The sequence below is a fragment of the Vibrio sp. 1159 genome (assembly GCF_033340395.1).
Classification (GTDB): domain Bacteria; phylum Pseudomonadota; class Gammaproteobacteria; order Enterobacterales; family Vibrionaceae; genus Vibrio; species Vibrio alginolyticus.
Map to the genome: position 1 here is coordinate 1 of NZ_JAWOWL010000017.1, position 19,243 is coordinate 19,243.

At 43.6% G+C, this 19,243-nt stretch carries 19 protein-coding genes; 3 read left to right on the plus strand and 16 right to left on the minus strand.

The genetic code is table 11. From position 1 onward, the window contains the following. Window positions 1–1,355: TonB-dependent receptor plug domain-containing protein (locus tag R7127_RS14310; RefSeq protein WP_318148456.1), on the minus strand; the 1,355-nt coding region annotated here is incomplete at its 3' end. Window positions 1,356–1,471: 116 nt separating this feature from the next. Here R7127_RS14310 and R7127_RS14315 point away from each other — a divergent pair. Together R7127_RS14315 and cueR are read left to right on the plus strand one after the other, a co-directional pair. Beyond that, window positions 1,472–2,440: a helix-turn-helix domain-containing protein gene (locus R7127_RS14315; RefSeq protein WP_025767867.1), complete on the plus strand. Its 969-nt coding sequence runs from the start codon at window positions 1,472–1,474 to the stop codon at window positions 2,438–2,440. A gap of 87 nt (window positions 2,441–2,527) precedes the next feature. Beyond that, window positions 2,528–2,914: a Cu(I)-responsive transcriptional regulator gene (cueR, locus tag R7127_RS14320; protein WP_005376627.1), complete on the plus strand. Its 387-nt coding sequence runs from the start codon at window positions 2,528–2,530 to the stop codon at window positions 2,912–2,914. Window positions 2,915–2,956: 42 nt separating this feature from the next. Here cueR and vctC read toward each other — a convergent pair whose 3' ends face one another. The 14 genes from vctC to rbsD all read right to left on the minus strand — a co-directional run bounded on the left by vctC (window position 2,957) and on the right by rbsD (window position 15,661). After that, the gene (gene vctC / locus R7127_RS14325) at window positions 2,957–3,712 is read right to left on the minus strand and encodes an iron chelate ABC transporter ATP-binding protein VctC (RefSeq protein ID WP_025767868.1); all 756 of its coding nucleotides are present in this window, start codon (window positions 3,710–3,712) and stop codon (window positions 2,957–2,959) included. 2 nt (window positions 3,713–3,714) lie between these two features. Further along, entirely contained in the window at window positions 3,715–4,665 is a 951-nt protein-coding gene (gene vctG / locus R7127_RS14330) for an iron chelate uptake ABC transporter permease subunit VctG (RefSeq protein WP_005376631.1), read from the minus strand. Beyond that, complete coding sequence (vctD, locus tag R7127_RS14335) at window positions 4,658–5,593, minus strand: iron chelate uptake ABC transporter permease subunit VctD (RefSeq protein WP_017820306.1); 936 nt, start codon at window positions 5,591–5,593, stop codon at window positions 4,658–4,660. The genes vctG and vctD overlap by 8 nt, the downstream gene beginning before the upstream one ends. Window positions 5,594–5,615: 22 nt before the next feature. Then, on the minus strand, window positions 5,616–6,524 hold the full coding sequence (locus R7127_RS14340; RefSeq protein WP_005376635.1) for a siderophore ABC transporter substrate-binding protein: 909 nt from the start codon (window positions 6,522–6,524) through the stop codon (window positions 5,616–5,618). 163 nt (window positions 6,525–6,687) lie between these two features. Beyond that, complete coding sequence (locus R7127_RS14345; protein ID WP_042522565.1) at window positions 6,688–7,368, minus strand: Crp/Fnr family transcriptional regulator; 681 nt, start codon at window positions 7,366–7,368, stop codon at window positions 6,688–6,690. Window positions 7,369–7,502: 134 nt separating this feature from the next. Continuing rightward, window positions 7,503–8,234: a nucleoside phosphorylase gene (locus R7127_RS14350; protein WP_017635382.1), complete on the minus strand. Its 732-nt coding sequence runs from the start codon at window positions 8,232–8,234 to the stop codon at window positions 7,503–7,505. 10 nt (window positions 8,235–8,244) lie between these two features. Further along, window positions 8,245–8,976: a nicotinamide riboside transporter PnuC gene (gene pnuC, locus R7127_RS14355; RefSeq protein WP_025767870.1), complete on the minus strand. Its 732-nt coding sequence runs from the start codon at window positions 8,974–8,976 to the stop codon at window positions 8,245–8,247. 160 nt (window positions 8,977–9,136) lie between these two features. Beyond that, entirely contained in the window at window positions 9,137–9,355 is a 219-nt protein-coding gene (locus tag R7127_RS14360; RefSeq protein WP_005499106.1) for a hypothetical protein, read from the minus strand. 231 nt (window positions 9,356–9,586) lie between these two features. Then, on the minus strand, window positions 9,587–10,594 hold the full coding sequence (locus R7127_RS14365; RefSeq protein ID WP_172563763.1) for a substrate-binding domain-containing protein: 1,008 nt from the start codon (window positions 10,592–10,594) through the stop codon (window positions 9,587–9,589). Window positions 10,595–10,629: 35 nt separating this feature from the next. Then, a complete protein-coding gene (gene rbsK, locus R7127_RS14370; RefSeq protein ID WP_172563762.1) occupies window positions 10,630–11,547 on the minus strand; it encodes a ribokinase in 918 nt (305 codons plus the stop codon). 221 nt (window positions 11,548–11,768) lie between these two features. Further along, window positions 11,769–12,647 (minus strand): ribose ABC transporter substrate-binding protein RbsB, encoded by an 879-nt coding sequence (gene rbsB / locus R7127_RS14375; protein WP_172563761.1) that lies wholly within the window; start codon window positions 12,645–12,647, stop codon window positions 11,769–11,771. Window positions 12,648–12,732: 85 nt separating this feature from the next. Beyond that, the gene (gene rbsC / locus R7127_RS14380; RefSeq protein ID WP_005382618.1) at window positions 12,733–13,716 is read right to left on the minus strand and encodes a ribose ABC transporter permease; all 984 of its coding nucleotides are present in this window, start codon (window positions 13,714–13,716) and stop codon (window positions 12,733–12,735) included. After that, on the minus strand, window positions 13,713–15,218 hold the full coding sequence (rbsA, locus tag R7127_RS14385) for a ribose ABC transporter ATP-binding protein RbsA (protein WP_206971439.1): 1,506 nt from the start codon (window positions 15,216–15,218) through the stop codon (window positions 13,713–13,715). The genes rbsC and rbsA overlap by 4 nt, the downstream gene beginning before the upstream one ends. Window positions 15,219–15,241: 23 nt before the next feature. Beyond that, a complete protein-coding gene (rbsD, locus tag R7127_RS14390; RefSeq protein WP_005382620.1) occupies window positions 15,242–15,661 on the minus strand; it encodes a D-ribose pyranase in 420 nt (139 codons plus the stop codon). Between the two features lie 472 nt (window positions 15,662–16,133). Here rbsD and R7127_RS14395 point away from each other — a divergent pair, with 472 nt between their 5' ends. Beyond that, entirely contained in the window at window positions 16,134–18,494 is a 2,361-nt protein-coding gene (locus R7127_RS14395) for an EAL domain-containing protein (protein ID WP_318141988.1), read from the plus strand. Between the two features lie 129 nt (window positions 18,495–18,623). Here R7127_RS14395 and R7127_RS14400 read toward each other — a convergent pair whose 3' ends face one another. Beyond that, the gene (locus tag R7127_RS14400; RefSeq protein ID WP_017635389.1) at window positions 18,624–19,199 is read right to left on the minus strand and encodes an imm11 family protein; all 576 of its coding nucleotides are present in this window, start codon (window positions 19,197–19,199) and stop codon (window positions 18,624–18,626) included. Between the last annotated feature and the right edge of the window lie 44 nt (window positions 19,200–19,243).

Genomic DNA, 19,243 nt, shown 5'->3' on the forward strand with positions numbered 1-19,243 from the left:
TCTTGGTAAGCAATAAAGGTTTCCATTAGCTCTGGACCTTTAAATAGAGAGCGTGCACTCGCAAACAACGTCCAATCTTGCGTCACCGCCCATTCTGCTGCTAGAGCCCAAGTCACATCATCATAATTACTGTTTCCTGTCTCAGCTTTGCGTTTGTAATCATCAAAGCGCATACCTGCAGTAATAAAGAAGGCATCAGAGAAGAAGAACTGATCTTCTACAAACAGTGCGGTTGAAATCGCCGATTCGTCCATAAACTTACGACTACCGTAGTAACTCGAAGACGTTTTATCCATGTAGTCGAAGCCATAAGTGACTCGATTATCAAACTCACCTAACATAACATCTGACTGGAATTTGCCATTCAAACCAAAGTTTTGGTTTTTGGCGGTGTTCTTTGATAAACGGTTCGAGGGCCAACGAGGGGCCATCACCGTTTCGTCACGTTTAATTTCTGTCTCGGTATTATAAAGAGTGACGTTTCCTTGGTGTTGTTCGCCTCGCAACTCGTAACTCAAGGTAACGGTATCGCGGTCATAATCCGTAGGGATAAGTAACTTGCTCGACAGGCTATTATTTGCACTACCCGACATATCAGGACGCGGACTGTAATCTCCACTGTCTCGGTACATGTCATAAGAGAGCTCAAAACGATGGATGTCATTTAGTTCATACCCCAGCTTAGCCAGAATGTTGTAAACATCACCTGCAGCACCATAGGTTTTATTGCCATCACCATCTTCAAAATCATCACGCGTAACGTAATGGCCATAGACCATCGCATCAATGTTTTCGGACAAAAGTCCGTACAGTGTCAACGAACCTTGTTGGTTGTCGTTGGATGCATAGCCGCCATAAACACGCGCACCAAACTTTTCATCGTAACGAAGTAAGTCACGAGCGTCTTTCGTTTCAAAGTAGACCGAACCGCCTAACCCGTTTTGAGTCACAGAGTTATTACCTACCTGAATGTCCGCAGATTTGAGAATGTCAGGGTTCAACGTCAAGTTACCAATATGATGGAACATGCTCGCATGCTGAGAAGCACCGTCAAGACGAATGTCCAAATCGGTTTCGCTCAAACCACGAATCGTAATACGTTGATTCACAGAGTGTGTGCCACCAACATCCACACCGGGAATATCGCGCAGTAAATCAGACATATGATCCGCTTGCTTCAGTGACATGTCGTCCGCAAACATCGACTCAGTGTTGCTGGAAACTTTCGTTCCCCATACAACGACCTCTTCAAAATGTGACTCAGTATCTTGAGCTAAAACAGGGGTTGATAGCGCCATTCCCACTGCAAGGCAAAGGCTTGAAAGCTTGATAGGTGAACAAGCAGGGCTTTCCATAACTTAACTCCTAAATATTAATGATAATAATTCTCAGGTATAATAAGCATGAGTTTTATAAATACAAAGGCGATTCGGTTATGCGAAATCGCACAAGTGTTATGAGGAAGTGTCAAATGCAGGAAGTCACAACAAAACGAACTAAAATTGCCAAGATAGCTTTAACCCAAAGACTAGAGGCGACAGAGAAACAATGGATTGTCACGCAAGGCCAACCTTGTCAAACTCAACTGGCCGAAGGTAAGTTCCTATCATATCAGTACAATGATCAAATTTTTGTTCATGGCGGGCGTTGTCTAGAACTTATTGATTCGAATATTGTTTCTACTGCACACGCCTCACTGCTGGTCACTATTCTTTTAGAAGGTAGACTCTCGTTTGGCTACGACGATTTGCAATTTGATTTAGACGCGAGCGACGGCCCTAAGGGTGTAGTGGTGAACTTACTCAAACCTGCAAATTTTCGTCGTTCACTGCTCAAAGATAACCTCATTAATAAGATCAACATATTGGTTAAGCCCCAATGGCTAGAGGCCCGCCTTGAGCAAAATTGTAGTCATCGAGCCTTTTTTAACTCTCATCAGGCGTTTCAACAGTTGGAGCCTAACCAGACGCTATGCGAGCTGGCCGAAACGTTAACAAATAGAGAAACACCGCAAGAGTTCCAAGAAAAGCTAGAGGTCGAAAGCTTGATCTATCAAATATTACATCAAGCCACCAAGCAAATTCCTAAGAATTTCAGTGCTAAAAACAGCAATATTGAACGACACATTGATGGTCGAATTGAGGATATTGTCAGCTATATTGAAACTCACCTTGATCAAGAACTACGCTTGGAAAAGTTGGCGAGCCAATTCTCAATGAGTGTTTCAAACCTGCAGCGTCGATTTAAACAATCACTTAATATGACCATAAACGGCTACATTCGTTTTCGACGTCTTGAGATTGCTAGGCAACATTTGGAACGTGGCCTAGTGACGATAACAGAAGCCGCCTATGAAGCCGGATACCACCACCCTTCTAACTTCACTTATGCCTTTAAAAAGGCATTTGGTGTGCCACCACATGAAGTGATTAAAGAGTAAGGGGACTCTAGGTAACTGACTGTTATTTAGGAGTGTCTTATCCACAACATCGGTATATACTCGCCTTAAACGTTATGGAGGTTAAACATGAATATTGGTGCCGTCGCGAAGCTCACTGGGCTTTCATCTAAGTCGATTCGATTATATGAAGACAAAGGGATCATATCTCCACCAGCGCGTAGCGACTCTGGCTATCGCGAATATTCAGATAATCATATTCAAGAGCTTAACTTGGTATCACGCGCAAAAAGCGCAGGCTTTTCGTTGCAAGAATGCAAAGAGTTCGTACAACTTGCTCATAACCCCAATCGCAAAAGTAGCGAAGTAAAAGCAAGAACCATGGACAAACTGAGAGAGGTTGAAGAAAAAATTGCACACCTCATGGAGATCAAAACGCAACTTGAAGGTTGGGTTTCTTCTTGTCCTGGAGATGCAGAGAGCCGATGCCCAATCATAGACGAGCTCACCAAGTAAGCCCGCCTATCTATTGATCTCGTTAAAAACGAACTAGCTCGCTTAATGATAAGTACACATGCGCTTACCGTTTAACTCTATGATGTTAAATGGCGTTTCATAGATGTCCTCTAGCGTAGACGCTTGAATAACATCTTCAACCGCACCACTCGCCACAACTTTACCTTTCTTAAGCGCCAATATGACATCTGAGTAACACGCCGCGAAATTAATATCATGAATCACGACCACCATGGCTTTATTCATGTCATGGGCTAACTGCTGCACAACTTTCATGATCTGAAGAGAGTGTTTGATATCTAAGTTATTAAGAGGTTCATCAAGAAAGACATAATCTGTATCTTGTGCAATCACCATAGCAATAAATGCAAGCTGTCGCTGACCACCACTTAATTCATCCAAGTATTTGTCTTGAATATCTTGCAAATCTAAGTAGTCGATCGCTTGTTCTATGACCTCATGATCTTCTTTAGTCAGATTTCCTTTAGAGTATGGGAAACGACCAAAAGAGACTAACTCTTTTACGGTAAACCGCATTGTAATCGAGTTAGCTTGGCGAAGTACTGCCAGTTTTTTCGCTAGCTCTTTTGTGTCCCATTCCGCGATTTCCTTGCAATCAATGATAACACTACCGCCATCTCGCTCCGTTAAGCGCGAGGCCATAGATAACAGCGTGCTCTTTCCCGCGCCATTTGGACCGATAATCGATGTTACCTTGCCCTTTTCAAACTGAGTATTGGCCTCGTCTACGACTTTGTTTGAACCGAAAGCCTTCGTTAATTTATCTATTACTATCATATTTATACAACTTTGTTTTTCAGCAGCAGGTATAAGAAATACGCACCGCCGATAAAGTTAATTACGACACTCAACGTCGTCTCAAAACTGAACACGTTTTCGATTATCCATTGCCCAGCAAGTAGTGAACTTATGGATAGAAACGAACATCCGACCAATAGCGTTTTATGTTGGTAACTTCGGAACATTTCTCGGCTTAAGTTGGTCACTAGTAAACCAAAGAACATGATTGGCCCTACCAAAGCCGTAGAAATAGCAATCAAAACCGCCGAGATAATAAACACATTTCTCGTCACTTTAGGTACATCAACACCCAAGCTTTTCGCATTGTCTTGGTCGAGCCAAAACACATCTAAAGTGCGATGCATCCTAAACAACAACCAACATGCAAACATCAAAGCCGGAGCACTAAAGTAAACCAAGTTCACTTTGACATTATTGAAACTGGCGTACAGTTTCGACTGAACAATTGCATATGTGTTTGGGTCCATCAGCAAAGAAAAGAATGACGCCGCATTGGAAAATAGCTGACCAAAGATCAAGCCGACCAATAGCAACGTAATCAAGTTCTTGCTGCCTTTTGAAAAGTAAAACCCAAACAGCAGTAGCGAAAACGACACCATTACAATTACTGCAATCGCGAAATTTACGTACAAGTTAAGAACTAAGGTACTCAACCCACCAAAAATCAACACGATCAAAATTTGGGTTAACACATACAGCGCATCAAAACCCATGATACTTGGCGTTAAAATTCGGTTGTGCGTAATGGTTTGAAATACAAGTGAAGACTGAGCAATGGCCACACCCGCTAGCACTATCGCCAATACTTTAGGAACTCTACGAGACAAAAAATATTGGTAGTTGTCAGCCGTTAGCCCAATACCAATAAACAGACACGCGAAAAGAATCGCAATGCCACCTAGCAGCAGGATTTTCGTTGAATCACGCATGTTGCTTACCTCGCAACAACATTGCGATGAATACCACGCCACCCAATATGCTAATCACGATAGAGATTGGCATTTCATGAGGGAAAATAATTAAACGACTCACCAAATCGCAACACAACACTAAAATGGCCCCATACATGGCCGTAAGCGGAATGTTCTTTTTGAGGTTATCGCCATAAAAGTGACTCACGAGATTCGGTACAATCAGCCCTAAGAATGGCAACTGGCCAACAATCATCACGACACTTGCTGACATGATGGACACCAATAGCACGCCAATCGTCACAACCTGCTGATAATTCAAACCCAAGTTAATCGCGAAATCTTTTCCGATACCTACGGCAGAGATCCTTGCGGCAAAAAGATAGCTGAGGATAACCATTGGTACCGCGATGTACAGCAGTTCAAAATCACCACGCAAGATGTTGGCGAAGTTTGCGACTGTCCAAGCATTCAGACTTTGAAGTGCATCATATTTGTAAGCGATAAACGTAGTCATGGATTGGATGACATTGCCGAAAATAATCCCGACAAGTGGCACAAAAACCACGCTCTTAAATTGAATGCGCTGAATAAAGAAAACAAACGCCAGCGTCCCAAATACCGAGATGCCGAACACGAGCCAAAGGTGATTATCATTACCAAAGAAAACCACGCTCAGTACGTAGCCCAGCATGGCACATTCGATCGTACCAGTTGTAGAAGGTGCCGCAAATCGGTTCTGGCTGATTTGCTGCATGACAAGACCCGCAATACTCAAGCCAGCACCAGCAAGCAATATGGCAAATAAACGTGGTATACGGCTGGTAAAGAAAAGTTCTAATGCTTTCTCATCACCTGAAAAGAGTTGTTGGGGTGTCATGTTTGCCACCCCAACAAATAACGAAACCGTGCTTAAAACCACAAGGGTTAGCAATAACTTCTTCAAAGTTAACCTCTGCTATCTTGGATTACAGTTCAACGGTTTGCTTTATCTCACTGACCATTTTTTCTGTTGCTGTCACACCAGACATCGACAAGTACCACGCGTCCACATCTAAATAAGTGATTTTATGATTTTTATATGCCGCAGTCGCTTTGACTAAGTCGTTATCCATAGATTTACGAATATCGTTATCCGGCGTACCTGTCAGAGAATTTCGGTCAACCACGAGAATATTTTTCGGGTTAGCTTCACGAATAAACTCATAAGAAATGACATCTCCGTGAGTGCCCGTTTTCACGTGCTCAACCGTTTCCAAGAAGCCAAAGTCGTTATAAATGACACCAAATCGCGACTGGGCACCAAACGCGCTGATATTGTCACCCATGCTTAAAATCGTTAATGCATCATTTTTGTTCGATTGGTTGTAGTCACGGATTGCTTTGAATTGAGCATCTAGCGCTTCAATTTTCTGCTCTACTTTTTCTTCGATATTGAAGATCTTACCAATATTGCGCCATTGCGCTTGCGTGCCTTCCCAATAGCCTTGGTTCTCTTTCGCCGCAAAAACAACTGTAGGGGCAATTTCACTCAGCTCTTCATATTTCGCAGACGCCCGCGGACCAACCAAAATCAAATCCGGTTTTTGCATGTAGATGGTTTCAAAATCAGGTTCAAACAAACTACCCGCAGAGGTGTAGTTATCTTTGCTGTATTTTGAAAGGTAACTAGGAAGATTAGAAGAGTTAGATACTGCAACAGGATCGATACCAAAGTTGTCCAGCGCATCTAGCGGGCCAAAGCCAATCACAACCACACGCTCTGGGGATTGTTCTAGCTCTGTTTGACCCATGTAGTGGTCAATCACAACTTTAGCAGCGAAAGAAGGAGAAACAGTAAATAACGACAGCATAGCCGCACCAACGAATTTTTTCATTTTGTTAAGCCTTAATGAGATCTATTATCATACGCGTTCGCAATATAACGCTACTCTTTAATGCATTCAACAAAATTTAAGGTACTTTACATTAGTTACGTTTACTCAAGACTTAGATATATCAAAGACTTATAAAACCCATTAGTTTCAATACCTGGGCGTATCATTCATGCGCTTCAATAAACGCTTTGAGTGCCAGCTCATCAATAATCTCCAAACCGTTGTCTGTTTTGGTAATCAATCCCTTTTCAATCAAGTCCTTAACTGCACGTCGATAGACTCGGCCTGAGGTGCCAAACCGCTCAGCCTCTTGGTTCACTTTATCAAAGCCACCAAGGAGCTTATCCGTCTGATTACGGACGAGAAGATCATAGGCAATGTTGTAAGTAATGGGATGCAACAAACGATTAGTGTAGATATCCATGGAGTCTTGATAATCCTCAGCCAATGCTGAAGCGAAGAACACCATCATTTCAGGATGATTTTGCAGAGCTTCGGTTAGTTTTTGGATACAGATAACATCAACCTGCATATGTTCATCTGCTATCACATTCCATTGACAAGGGGTCTGAGTGAAGAACTCCATTTCACCATAAATATGATAGTCGCAGTTAGCTTCCCCTAATTGAAAACGTCGTCCATTTGCGGCCAATATGTTCATCGAGACTCGACCTACTGGCACAACATACAAGTACTGAAGTTGCTCACCTTGGCGGAGAATTGCTTCCCCAGCATCAAAGTAACGCGAATTTATTTGGCATTGATAAATCAAATCGCGAAAGGTGGCACTCTTTTCTTCAAGGTATGTTTTGAAGCGACCAGTCGGATAAGGGCTGATTTTCATTTTCTGCTCTCTCAGAAAAAGTTACGGACAACTATTTAAGGTGGATTGTACCCCGTAACTCCAAATAAAAAAGCGACAGTGACCTGTCGCTTTACATCTATTCTGTTTATGTGACTTACTGAGATAGAGACTGGCTAACGCTGAGCAACCAAGGCTTCTAATGCCGTAATCGCGGCACTCTTCTCACCTTGCATCATTACTTTGGCCTCATCAACGTACTGACCAACCCCTTCTTTCACATCTTGTTGATACAGCACCACGTTGTTTAATATCGAAGCCACATGAAGGCCTCGTAGTCGACCGACCGTAAACAGCGCAGAGGTTTCCATATCGGCACCTAAGATGCCTTTCTTGTTCCAATGTTGGCATATTGCATCCTCGTCATCGGTATAGAAACTGTCGTGAGAACGCACCACACCAAAATGATAATGCACTTTTTGCATCGACAAGTAACGCTCAACTTCCTTTAACAGTGAAAAGCTTGCGTAGGCTGGATAAGACGAATCGACATACGCTTTAGAGCCGCCCTCATCTCTTACCGCGCCTTCGGCAATGATCAACTCGCCAAGGTGAATGCCTGATTGCATTGCCCCCGCCGATCCAACGCGTACCACATGAGTCACACCGCACTGTTTTAGCTCTTCCACTGCGATGATCATCGATGGCGCACCTATACCTGTACTACACACTGAAACAGGCTTGCCTTTGTAGTTGCCGGTAAACACACGATACTCGCGGTTTTCCGACACCATTTCTGCATCATCAAATAATGCCGCGATACGATTCGCTCGATCTGGCTCGCCGCATACAATAACGAGGGGAGCGATTTGTGTTTCATCCACTCCGATATGAGGTTGTTTGGCCATTTTTCGTTCCTTACGCAGCAGCGTGCGCTAAGGTTTTATCGCCATTGCGCTTAGCGCTACGAGCCCACTCACGCGTGCCATTGGCAGCGATGAACATAAGAATCGCGTACTGAACAGACATTGCGTAAACACCTTGCGTCGCGTAGATACCCACACTGATAATGTTAATCACAACCCATAGAATCCAGTTTTCGACGTATTTACGTGTCATCAGAATTTGTGCAACAACAGAAAGTACTGTCATGGTTGCATCCCAGAACGGGAACGCGTCAGGTTCAAGCACCGGTTCAGCCAAGCCAGCACCAAAGAGATTCAAGCTATCAACAGCAATGTTTGCTAGCGCAAAGAAAAATGGGTCGATATAGATCGTTAATAATGCGATACATGCAACGCTAATAGAGGCAGTAGTAATAAGTTTCTGTTTATTTAACCAGCGAACTTCCAGCGTTTCACCTTGTGCGTTTGGACGGGTCCACGCATACCAGCCGTAAATGTTCGCACAGAAGAAAAACAATTGAAGAAGCAATAATCCGTATAACTGAATTTGAAAAAAGATAACGGCAAAAAGCGTGACATTCAGCAAACCGAATAAGTAGTTGATGGTTTTTTCTTGGCTGGCAAACCAAATGCAAAGCAGTCCAAAAACGGTACCGAAAGCTTCGATCCAACTCATTGCGTAGCCGTCGCCGATCGGAATGTTAACGAGAGTATTATTAATATCGAGTAAGGCAAAGAGGTCCATAACATGTCCTTTATTATTTTGTTTGGAATACGCTTATATTAGAGCGTGATCCCCAACAAAAATGAGGACATTTGTCCTCCTCTTGATGCACTCGATCATAATTCAGATTCATTACTTACTTGAAAGTACCTATTTATCTCAATTATTCATTCCAAATGAACTAGGACTCGTGTCCTAGGTAGCGCTTTTTGAACGTCGATGCTGACGCGAACAGTAAAGTCGAAGCAAATGTAAACACCACGCCAGCCAAGTATACATACTCTTCATTCGCAAGTAGTTCATAAACACTCACGACAAACACCGTTAATACTAGTGAAATATTGAAACGGTGAAACCACGGCCTCTTTACTGAATACTGTGCATATCTCTTAACTAACATAAAGATTTTCCATTCATCTCAATAATTTATAAATCTAATTATAGGCTTTATTAATAATAAGCTTTTTACGCACTATCGACACGAAATCTTTCGAGTTACTCGCAAAAAATCACACTTTTCAAATGTTGAGTTAATAAATTCGAACATCTGTTTTGCATGCTTATTTATTTTTTAGCCCATTTTTTTATAAATTATATGCACTAAATTTGTTAACCATGCGTTTGTTTTTAATTAAGAGAAATTCGTCACACTGTTGCGTACAACCAATGTTGGTTCCAGTTGAACGACTTGAGCGTCGTTAGATTTGTCGTCCAGTATTCGGACAAGAGTCTCAACGGCAGCCTGCCCCAAACGGTACTTAGGCTGATGAATGGTAGTTAGCGATGGCGACATAAATTTCGCGATATGGATGTCATCGTAACCAATAATGGACAGGTCGTCCGGCACTTTAATATCGAGCTCATTTGCGGCGTTAATCACCCCCATCGCCATCATATCGTTAGAGACGAAAATCGAGCTAGGTAATGCGCCACGCTGAGCCATTTTTTTGAATGCTTGATACCCACCCTCACATTCGAAGTCAGACTCAATGATCCAATTGGCATTAAATTCCAAGCCAGCTTCGTTCATTGCTCGCTTATAACCTTCGTATCGCATTTGCGCTTGGTGTTTAATCAAAGGGCCTGTGATGCACCCAATTTCGGTATGGCCGCAATCAATTAAGTATTTCGCCGCTAAGTAACCGCCACGAAGTGAGTTGTCTTGGATTTTATCGCTTGTAAATAGCATCGGCCCCCAGTCCATTACCACAACTGGGATATCTGGGTAACGCTCAAATACATCGATACGCTCTCCTTCTAGCGACGAGCACATCAAGATCAAACCATCGACACGCTTTTGCAATAGCGTATTAATGGATTGACGCATACGTTCGTTATCACCCTCGGTGTTACATAAAATGAGGCTGTAGCCTTTTTGGTAGCAGCTGCGTTCGACGCCTTTTACGACTTCGCCAAAGAATGGGTTGGTTGAGGTTGTCACGAGCATACCAATGGTTTTGGTACGATTGACTTTGAGGCTACGCGCCAACGCAGAGGGCGCGTAGTAGTTAAGCTCTTTTGCGGCATTGTTAACGCGTTCAGAGATCTCTTCGCTCACAAAACGCGTCTTGTTAATAACATGGCTCACTGTTGAAGTGGAAACCCCTGCCAGTTTTGCGATGTCTTTCATCGTCGCCATGTTACTACTCCTATTTTAATGAGGCGTTGTGCGCCTTATTGTTCAGCGAGAAACGCGTCCACCTCTTCGCGGGTTGGAATCGACGTTTGCGCGCCAAAGCGGGTCACAGAAATTGCAGCCGCCGCATGTGCAAACTTAATCGCTGATTCTAAAGGTAAACCTTCTAGGAGACCAGTGACGAATGCCCCATTAAATGTATCGCCCGCAGCGGTAGTATCCGTCGCTTCAACGCGGAAACCCGAGATGATTTCGCCTCGACCGTTTTGGCTTAGCCAAACGCCTTTTGCACCGAGTGTGATCATGACAATTTCTATACCTTTACCATGTAGCACATTCGCCGCTTCTTGCGCGCTTTCGTTGTCTGTTACAGTAATACCTGTCAGAACTTCAGCTTCCGTTTCATTTGGTGTAATCACGTCAATGCAAGACAGTAATTCATCTGACAGTTCGCGAGCTGGCGCTGGGTTCAGAATGACATTGGTTTTGGCATCTTTCGCGATTCGCGCGGCTTTCTCAATGCCGCACATCGGCGTTTCCAATTGCATTAGCAAGTAATCTGCTTGGCGAATACGCTCTAAATCTGGCTCAATCGCTTCTGCTGTCAGTTTAGCGTTTGCTTCAGCTGAAATGCAAATGCTGTTCTCACCACTGTCCGACACTTGAATCATCGCGATACCTGTCGGGCAATTTGGCTGCATCTTCACACCAGTGATATCGATGCCGTCCATTTTGAAGTTTTCGCGAATGTTAATGCCGAATGAGTCGTCGCCCACACAAGAGATAAAACCTATGTCTGCATTTAATCGCGCCGCCGCGACGGCTTGGTTGGCACCTTTGCCACCTGGGATAACTTGATAGTTGCGACCATGCAGCGTCTCGCCTGGGCGAGGGAAAGAAGGCACTTGAAGAACATGGTCAGCGTTTACACTACCTAACACCACTAACTTATTCATACGGTTATCCTCGGTTCTGAATGAACCCTTTTAAAAAACTGTTTAGGAAAATACATTAGATGACTTTAACTTCTCTTCCTGACGAAGGAATCTCGATAAAAAGCCAAAGGCATCTATACCCACACTTTGCAGTATTTTGGGTAAGCTTGCCCTCACCTCCTAAACGACAGATATAAACGGAGGAGAGAGCAAAAATTAGGATGATTTATTGAACTTAAAACTTACTTAGTGACTACTTTTAGTGGCACTGGGATGTACTCTTCTACTTCTTCACCTTTCACAACTTTGTCAGCCGTTTCAACACCTAAAGCACCGATAAGGTCTGGTTGCTGAGCAATAGTTGCCGCTAGTTTGCCACGGTTAACTGCTGCAATGCCGTCTTCCGTACCATCAAAACCAACGATAACGACATCTTTACCAGAAGCTTGAACTGCGCGAAGTGCACCTAGCGCCATTTCATCATTCTGTGCAAATACCGCTTGTACATCCGGGTTAGCCGCTAGCAGGTTTTCCATTACGTTTAGACCTTTTGTGCGGTCAAAGTCAGCTGGTTGGCTAGCAAGAAGATCCATATCGCTGCCCTTCACGGCATTCATAAAGCCTTCACCGCGCTCACGCGCTGCCGATGTGCCCGCAATACCTTCAAGTTGAATGACTTTTGCTTTTTCGCCGACTTTTTCCATGATGTAGTGGCCTGCCATTTCACCACCAATTACGTTATCCGACGCGATGTGACTCACGACTTCACCACGGCTTGCACCACGGTCTAATGTCAACACAGGGATCTTAGAACGGTTCGCAATACGAATTGCATTAGACACTGCATCAGAATCCGTTGGGTTGATAAGAATTGCTTTTACGCCGCGAATACTTAAATCCTCGATGTTCGACAGTTCTTTACTCGGGTCATTTTGCGAGTCCAGTACAATTAAGTCGTACCCCAATTCTTTCGCTTTTGCTTCCGCACCGTCTTTCATCGTTACGAAGAACGGGTTGTTTAGCGTCGAAACCACAATCGCCATGGTATCTTGAGCTTGCGCCGCTACCGATACGGTTGAAGAAAGAAGTGCAGCAGAGATAAGAGTTGCAAGTTTTTTCATCGTTCTAGTCCTTTGTGTAGGGTGAGCCAGTACACGTCCCCTGACTCGGTTTGTATTCACTGTTTTATATACAGATTGTTATGAATTACTTGTTTTTGTTGTCTACCAATACCGCCAGCAAGATAACCACTGCTTTTGCAATCATTTGGTAGTAGGAAGAAACATCAAGTAGGTTAAGTGCATTGTTCAAGAAACCGATGATCAGCGCACCAATCAAGGTACCCATGATACGACCTTTACCGCCCATCAAGCTGGTACCGCCAAGAACAACCGCTGCGATAGCGTCTAGCTCGTAGCCCATACCCGCTGTTGGCTGCGCCGAAGAAAGACGAGACGTTACAATAATGCCTGCAAGCGCTGCTAACATACCGCAGATGGCGTAGACACCAATCTTCACTCGGTCTACATTGATACCTGATAGGCGAGTCGCAGACTCATTGCCGCCTAGTGCGTAAACATAGCGACCAAAGCGCGTGTGGTTAAGTAAATACCAAGCCGCTGCAAACACAACCACCATTAACCAAACAGGAACCGGAATGCCTAGCGCGTAGCCAGTACCAAACCATGCGAACGCATCCGCGGTGTCAGTAAAGCCTGTCGAGATTGGACGACCTTCGGTGTACACCATGGTCACACCGCGTAGTAACGTCATGGTAACCAGCGTAGCGATAAATGCCTGCACCTTACCCTTCGCAATAATGATACCGCTGATCGCACCTAACGCTGCACCTGCGACTAAAGCAGTTGGAACCGCCACCAGCACCGGAACCTCAAGCGCAATCATGCTTGCCGCAAAGGCACCACACAATGCCAATACCGAACCAACACTTAAGTCTATGCCTGCTGTTAAAATAACTAATGTCATACCCACTGCGATAATGGCATTCACGGAGGTTTGACGAAGAATGTTGAGAATGTTGTCGACCGTAAAAAAGTTCGGGTTCAAAAATGACACAACAACGATCAGAAAGATCAAAGCTATCAGTGATTTTTGCTCAATCAGCCACTCTTTTGTGAACAACTTCTTGTTGCCAGTTTCGGTTGGTTTGCTCATGGTATTCGTACTCATGCTGCTTCCTCATTGATCTCTTTGCCTACGGCACAGGCGAGTAATTTTTCTTGATCGGCGTCTTTCGCATCAAATTCGCCAGTGATACGACCTTCATGCATCACTAAAATACGGTCGCTCATGCCGAGCACTTCAGGCATCTCGGAAGAAACCAAGATGATGCTCATGCCTTCGGCCTTAAACTTGTTGATGAGCTGATAAATCTCTTTTTTTGCTCCGACATCAACACCACGTGTCGGCTCATCCAGAATCAGAACTTTAGGTTTCGTCATTAACCCTTTCGCTATCGCAACTTTTTGCTGGTTACCACCAGATAAGTTGCCGATGATTTGATCTCGCGTTGGGGTTTTAATGTTGAATAACTTAATAAAATCTTCCACTGCAATCACTTCGTCGCTGTGTTGAATCTGGAAGCCTTTGGTCAGCTGGTTTAGCGAACAAAGTGACATGTTATCCTTAACTGAAAGACCTAAAACCAAACCATCGCCTTTGCGATCTTCAGAGATGTAAGCGATACCATTTGCCAAGCCATCTTGCGGGCTAACCGGGTTAATAGTTTTGTTATCAAGATTGATAACACCATGCTCACTAGGTAATGCGCCGTAAATGACTTTCATGAGTTCAGTGCGGCCTGCGCCCATCAAGCCAGAAATTCCAAGAATCTCACCACGCTTGAGAGTAAAGCTCACATCCTGAACGCCAGACCCAGTCAAACCAATGACTTCAAGACAAGTTTCGCCATGTTGGACATCAATACGTGGATATTGCTCTTCTAATTTTCGGCCAACCATCATTTCAATTAGGCCATCTTCATCAGTGTCGGACACCTTGCACTCACCGATAAACTTACCATCACGAAGCACTGTAATATCATCACAGATTTCAAAGATTTCTTTAAGACGATGCGAAATGTATACGATGCCGCATCCTTGCTCGCGGAGCTCATTAATCACTTTAAACAGTGATTCCGTTTCGGTATCGGTCAATGCGTCCGTTGGCTCATCCATAATGATGACTTTCGACTCAAACGAAAGTGCCTTTGCAATTTCCACCATTTGTTGTTCACCAAGGCTTAAATCGCCAAGCAATGTTTTTGATGAATGCTTTACATTCAGACGTTTTAAAAGCTTGTCAGCCTCGTCATACATTTTGCCCCACTGGATACGCCCTAAGGAGCCAGTGAACTCTCGTCCCAAGTAAATATTTTCGGCAATCGTCAGTTCAGGAATCAGGTTCAGCTCTTGGTGAATAATGCTAATACCAGCTTCCTGTGAATCGCGTGGACCTTTAAAGGCCGCCGGCTGACCTTGATATTGAATGCTCCCCGCATCCATTTGGTAAATGCCTGTCAACACCTTCATTAACGTTGACTTGCCTGCTCCATTTTCACCCATCAGCGCCATCACACGGCCTGGATAAACATTCAGGCTTGCTTTGTCGAGTGCTTTTACGCCCGGAAACGCCTTCTCAATTTCGCTTAGTTGTAGAATGGCTTGAGTCATAATCTGTCCTCAATATCTCTGGCTTAAAAAACCACGCCCGCTTGGAAAATAACGTTCGCATATGGCGAGCATTCGCCCGTTCTTACGATAGCGCGACTTTGGGCCGTGCGTGCTTTAAACGCTTCATGTGACACGTAGCTCACCTCAATAGATTTGCCCGTTTCTTCACTCTCTTTGCTCAGTTCGTTGAGCAACGCTTCATGCAAAACTGGGCTTGCATCAGAGAACTCTTCCGCAATGATGACCCCTTCGATTTGGGACTCAGATAGAATTACGCGAACAGTATCAAGAAAACTTGGTACCCCATGCGTTAGCGCCAAATCGATTCGCTGAACATGCTCTGGGATTGGTAGACCAGCATCACATATCGTGATCTCGTCGGTGTGGCCTAGCGTCGCCACCAAATAAGAAATATCTGAGTTAATTAGGGTACTTTTTTTCATCTCATCGACCTTTCGGTTACACGTTCATACAACCATGAGCGCCTGTTTTAAAGTGTTTTGTTATTAACAGAAAACTCATCGAAACGTTTCGATGAAATAATAATTCGTCATCGCAATTTGACCAGTGTGAGATCGATAAGGTGTGAGAATGATCTGTAATTCAATTGTCATTGAATAGGAAAAGTGCACTTGAGTCACACTTTATCATCGAAACGTTTCGATGACAGTATTTCCCTGTCATTACAGTTAGGTTTTATACAGGGAGGGAGGAAAAGAGACGTCCAACTACTGAGAAAACCTCTAGTTAATAAGCTCGAAACCTTTCACGTCATCACAATTCTTAGATAGCTGCCTGATTTTGGAGAACGCTCACCTTACAATCTGGTTACAATTTGCCAAAACACATCATCCGTTCAGTACCTTACCTGGTACGCGACGTTTGTAGGGACACAAACGGAAACTAAGAACCATAATGAAGTTAAGCAATAGAGTCATTTTGCTTGTCGCGCCAGTGATCTTATTAAGCGCGTTAGTATCTAGCTATATTATTTATAGCATTCAAAAAGTGACGCTCATCAAGCGGGAAGACAGCTATATTCAGTTGCAGATGGAAAAGCTCGCCGGGCAGTTTCGACAAGCGAATATTTTTCTTAATAGCTATGCCTATACGCTCAGTAAAAGTGATGTATTACAAGACTATTTGGTAAATCATAACAACCCCTATCGTGAACGAGTCTTGTTTAACCGATTAGACGAGACCGCTGAAGTATTGAGCCATGGTTACAAAGGCGATGCGAGCATGGCGATCCTCGACGGAAAACAAAACCTTCTCTACTACACAGAAAACAAATATTACGAATCATCGGGCGTGGTCGACCCAAAGGTGTTAGAGTACATATCACGAAGTTTCAATGAGAGAGAGGCTTTCAGTCACACTGGCTTTATTTATAACTCCAGTGGACAAAGCATTCTTCTTCAATATGAGGTCGTCGACAAAAGAACGGGGACTCACCCTTTGAGCTTTGACTCAAAAAATGTGTTTTTTGTGGTAGTTTCCGTATCACTTGAAGCCTTTAACGAGATTAAGCATGAAATCGAGTTTGACACGCACAGCGTGATTACTTTCGCCGACAAACCCATTTATCTTGATATTCCTCTCGCTCAAACCATTGAGCTGCTGCCGCACTTTTATGCCGTGCTTTCTCCTGCCGAATATTTAATGTGGAATAAAGTCGATAAAGTGTGGCTAGAACTTGCTTTCTCCTTTGGCGTAGCGGCGTTTTTCACTATCACATTAATCATTTTGGTGTTGTACCGCTATGTGTTGCGCCCTGTCTCTCGACTTGATAAGCAGCTGAACGAACTTGAATCTAATCAACGTGACAATATTGAAAAGCTAGAAACAAACGATGAAATAGGGCGCCTCTCTGCACGCTTTTTTGATATGTATGAGGAACTTAATGTCATCTATAAAAAGACAAAACGCCTAGCTGAAACGGATCACCTGACGCAACTCGCCAATCGCCATCGTTTTCATGAGCTTGCCACTCGTGAACTTATCTCCCCTTCGCAGTTTCTGTGGGTTGTTTACGTCGATCTTGATAACTTTAAATACGTGAATGATAAATACGGGCATGAATTGGGAGATAACTTATTAAAAGTGTTCTCATCACACATCAAGAATGCTTGTCAAAAGTTCTCGCACGATTACAACAGCCCCTGCTTTGCCGCCAGGTTGTCTGGTGACGAATTTGCAATTTTGCTGAGCTCAAATCAAGAGGTAAAACGCTTGCCTGATTTGCTTGCATCAGAGTTACTAAAACCGATTAGTAATCTCAGTTCATCTTGGAGTAATTCATTTCCCGTTACGGCAAGCGTAGGTATTGCACAATATCCTCAAGACGGTACTGACATCGCGAAGTTACTCTCCAGTGCCGATGCGGCTATGTATCAAGCAAAACGGGCAGGGAAAAATCAATACGCCTATTATTCAGCCGCTCTCAATATTGAGTCTCAAAGACGAAGTCAGCTTGAACGTGCGCTCCGAAAAAGCAATGTAGAGGAAGAATTCCACCTTGTTTTTCAAACCTATATGAACAATCGAAGCAACGAAATTGAGGGGTTAGAAGTCTTGTTGCGCTGGGAAGCCGAAGGTATCGGCCCTATCCCCCCAAAGGAGTTTATTCCAATTGCAGAGCAAGCCGGATTATTTGATAAAATTGACCGCTGGGTTTTCGCCAATGCAACGGCGGAATACCATCAATTAAGGAATATTTTCGGTAAGGATATTGTTCTTTCGGTCAATCTTTCATCAGCAGAGCTAAACTCGATAGAAATGGCAAACTACATCCATGAACAAGCGACACTGCACAGTGTTAAACCAGAATGTATTGAGATAGAAATAACCGAAACCTTTGCCGCAGAACAACAAGGCACGGCTCTACTTGATGAGCTATCAAAACGTGGCTACCGTCTTGCAATTGATGACTTTGGTTCTGGTTACACATCGTTAACTCAGCTCGTTCAGTATCCGGTTCAAAAAATCAAATTTGATCGAGAGTTCCTCGTTACATTGATGAACACCAACAACGGCCATGTGATCAAACCTATTATTGAGCTATGCCATGCCCAAAATAAAACGGTTACAGCAGAAGGTATTGAACACAATATGATGCATGAATGGCTATCGGCATACCGCTGCGACTATATGCAAGGCTATTTATTTGGTAAACCAATGACTAAAGAACAATTGAGCTTGTGGTGGCAATCGGCAAATGACGACAGTCGATTTGATGCGTCCATGGTCAGCTCAATTAGGGTTTCAAGAACATAAGTTAAGGGGAGACGTACAGCAGTCACAACTGTGGCGGCTGTATATGAGCTTCATTGATAGATGCTCAGCTTTTGTTCCCCCATACCTATCTCTATGACTTTAGTTGAGTAAATCACTATTTATTCGTTTTTAAACCAGCACTTCCTTGAAATCCAAACCGGTCAAATTCAGCGCTTTGACGCTATCGTACAAGCCACCTTTTTTGTCCGTGCAAAACGTTCTGAGCCCAGCACCTTTTACTCTGAACAAGTCAGATTCATTAACGGCTTCTCTATTCAAAACGAGTTTCTTAAACGGTCTAGCACGACTTAGCTTACCATGACGAAGATTATACTCGGTAGCAGAGGTATCAATGGCATCAATTTGAGTGACAATGTTTAATGCTCGCCAAGGCTTTCCTTGTAGATTTAATGGTAAAAATTCGACATTCTCGCTCAACACATCGAGCTTATCCGCAATAGAAGCGGATACAGCAAGAGTAAAAGATCCCCATGCTGCAATATCAGGCCTGGGCAATGGCTTTTCACCCATAACGTCTAACCATTCAATATCAATACTTTTCCAACTGGCTTTAACAGACTCTCCATAGAGTTGGATAGGTTTGCTTGCCGTTACTTGAAGAGACATTTCCAATGGCGACTCTTGCAACATTGCAAAATCATTAACATTGGGAGTGACAATAAACACTTTATTAAATGCTGTCATAACCGTCCTTAAATAATTTTGAGCGTTTTTCTTAATGAGACGAG

What these genes read in the sequence shown, in the direction of transcription:
- R7127_RS14315 (WP_025767867.1), top strand. Translation starts at nt 1,472, where the DNA reads ATGCAGGAAGTCACAACAAAACGAACTAAAATTGCCAAGATAGCTTTA.
- cueR (WP_005376627.1), top strand. Translation starts at nt 2,528, where the DNA reads ATGAATATTGGTGCCGTCGCGAAGCTCACTGGGCTTTCATCTAAGTCG.
- vctC (WP_025767868.1), bottom strand. Translation starts at nt 3,712, where the DNA reads ATGATAGTAATAGATAAATTAACGAAGGCTTTCGGTTCAAACAAAGTC.
- vctG (WP_005376631.1), bottom strand. Translation starts at nt 4,665, where the DNA reads ATGCGTGATTCAACGAAAATCCTGCTGCTAGGTGGCATTGCGATTCTT.
- R7127_RS14340 (WP_005376635.1), bottom strand. Translation starts at nt 6,524, where the DNA reads ATGAAAAAATTCGTTGGTGCGGCTATGCTGTCGTTATTTACTGTTTCT.
- R7127_RS14345 (WP_042522565.1), bottom strand. Translation starts at nt 7,368, where the DNA reads ATGAAAATCAGCCCTTATCCGACTGGTCGCTTCAAAACATACCTTGAA.
- R7127_RS14350 (WP_017635382.1), bottom strand. Translation starts at nt 8,234, where the DNA reads ATGGCCAAACAACCTCATATCGGAGTGGATGAAACACAAATCGCTCCC.
- pnuC (WP_025767870.1), bottom strand. Translation starts at nt 8,976, where the DNA reads ATGGACCTCTTTGCCTTACTCGATATTAATAATACTCTCGTTAACATT.
- R7127_RS14360 (WP_005499106.1), bottom strand. Translation starts at nt 9,355, where the DNA reads ATGTTAGTTAAGAGATATGCACAGTATTCAGTAAAGAGGCCGTGGTTT.
- R7127_RS14365 (WP_172563763.1), bottom strand. Translation starts at nt 10,594, where the DNA reads ATGGCGACGATGAAAGACATCGCAAAACTGGCAGGGGTTTCCACTTCA.
- rbsK (WP_172563762.1), bottom strand. Translation starts at nt 11,547, where the DNA reads ATGAATAAGTTAGTGGTGTTAGGTAGTGTAAACGCTGACCATGTTCTT.
- rbsB (WP_172563761.1), bottom strand. Translation starts at nt 12,647, where the DNA reads ATGAAAAAACTTGCAACTCTTATCTCTGCTGCACTTCTTTCTTCAACC.
- rbsC (WP_005382618.1), bottom strand. Translation starts at nt 13,716, where the DNA reads ATGAGTACGAATACCATGAGCAAACCAACCGAAACTGGCAACAAGAAG.
- rbsA (WP_206971439.1), bottom strand. Translation starts at nt 15,218, where the DNA reads ATGACTCAAGCCATTCTACAACTAAGCGAAATTGAGAAGGCGTTTCCG.
- rbsD (WP_005382620.1), bottom strand. Translation starts at nt 15,661, where the DNA reads ATGAAAAAAAGTACCCTAATTAACTCAGATATTTCTTATTTGGTGGCG.
- R7127_RS14395 (WP_318141988.1), top strand. Translation starts at nt 16,134, where the DNA reads ATGAAGTTAAGCAATAGAGTCATTTTGCTTGTCGCGCCAGTGATCTTA.
- R7127_RS14400 (WP_017635389.1), bottom strand. Translation starts at nt 19,199, where the DNA reads ATGACAGCATTTAATAAAGTGTTTATTGTCACTCCCAATGTTAATGAT.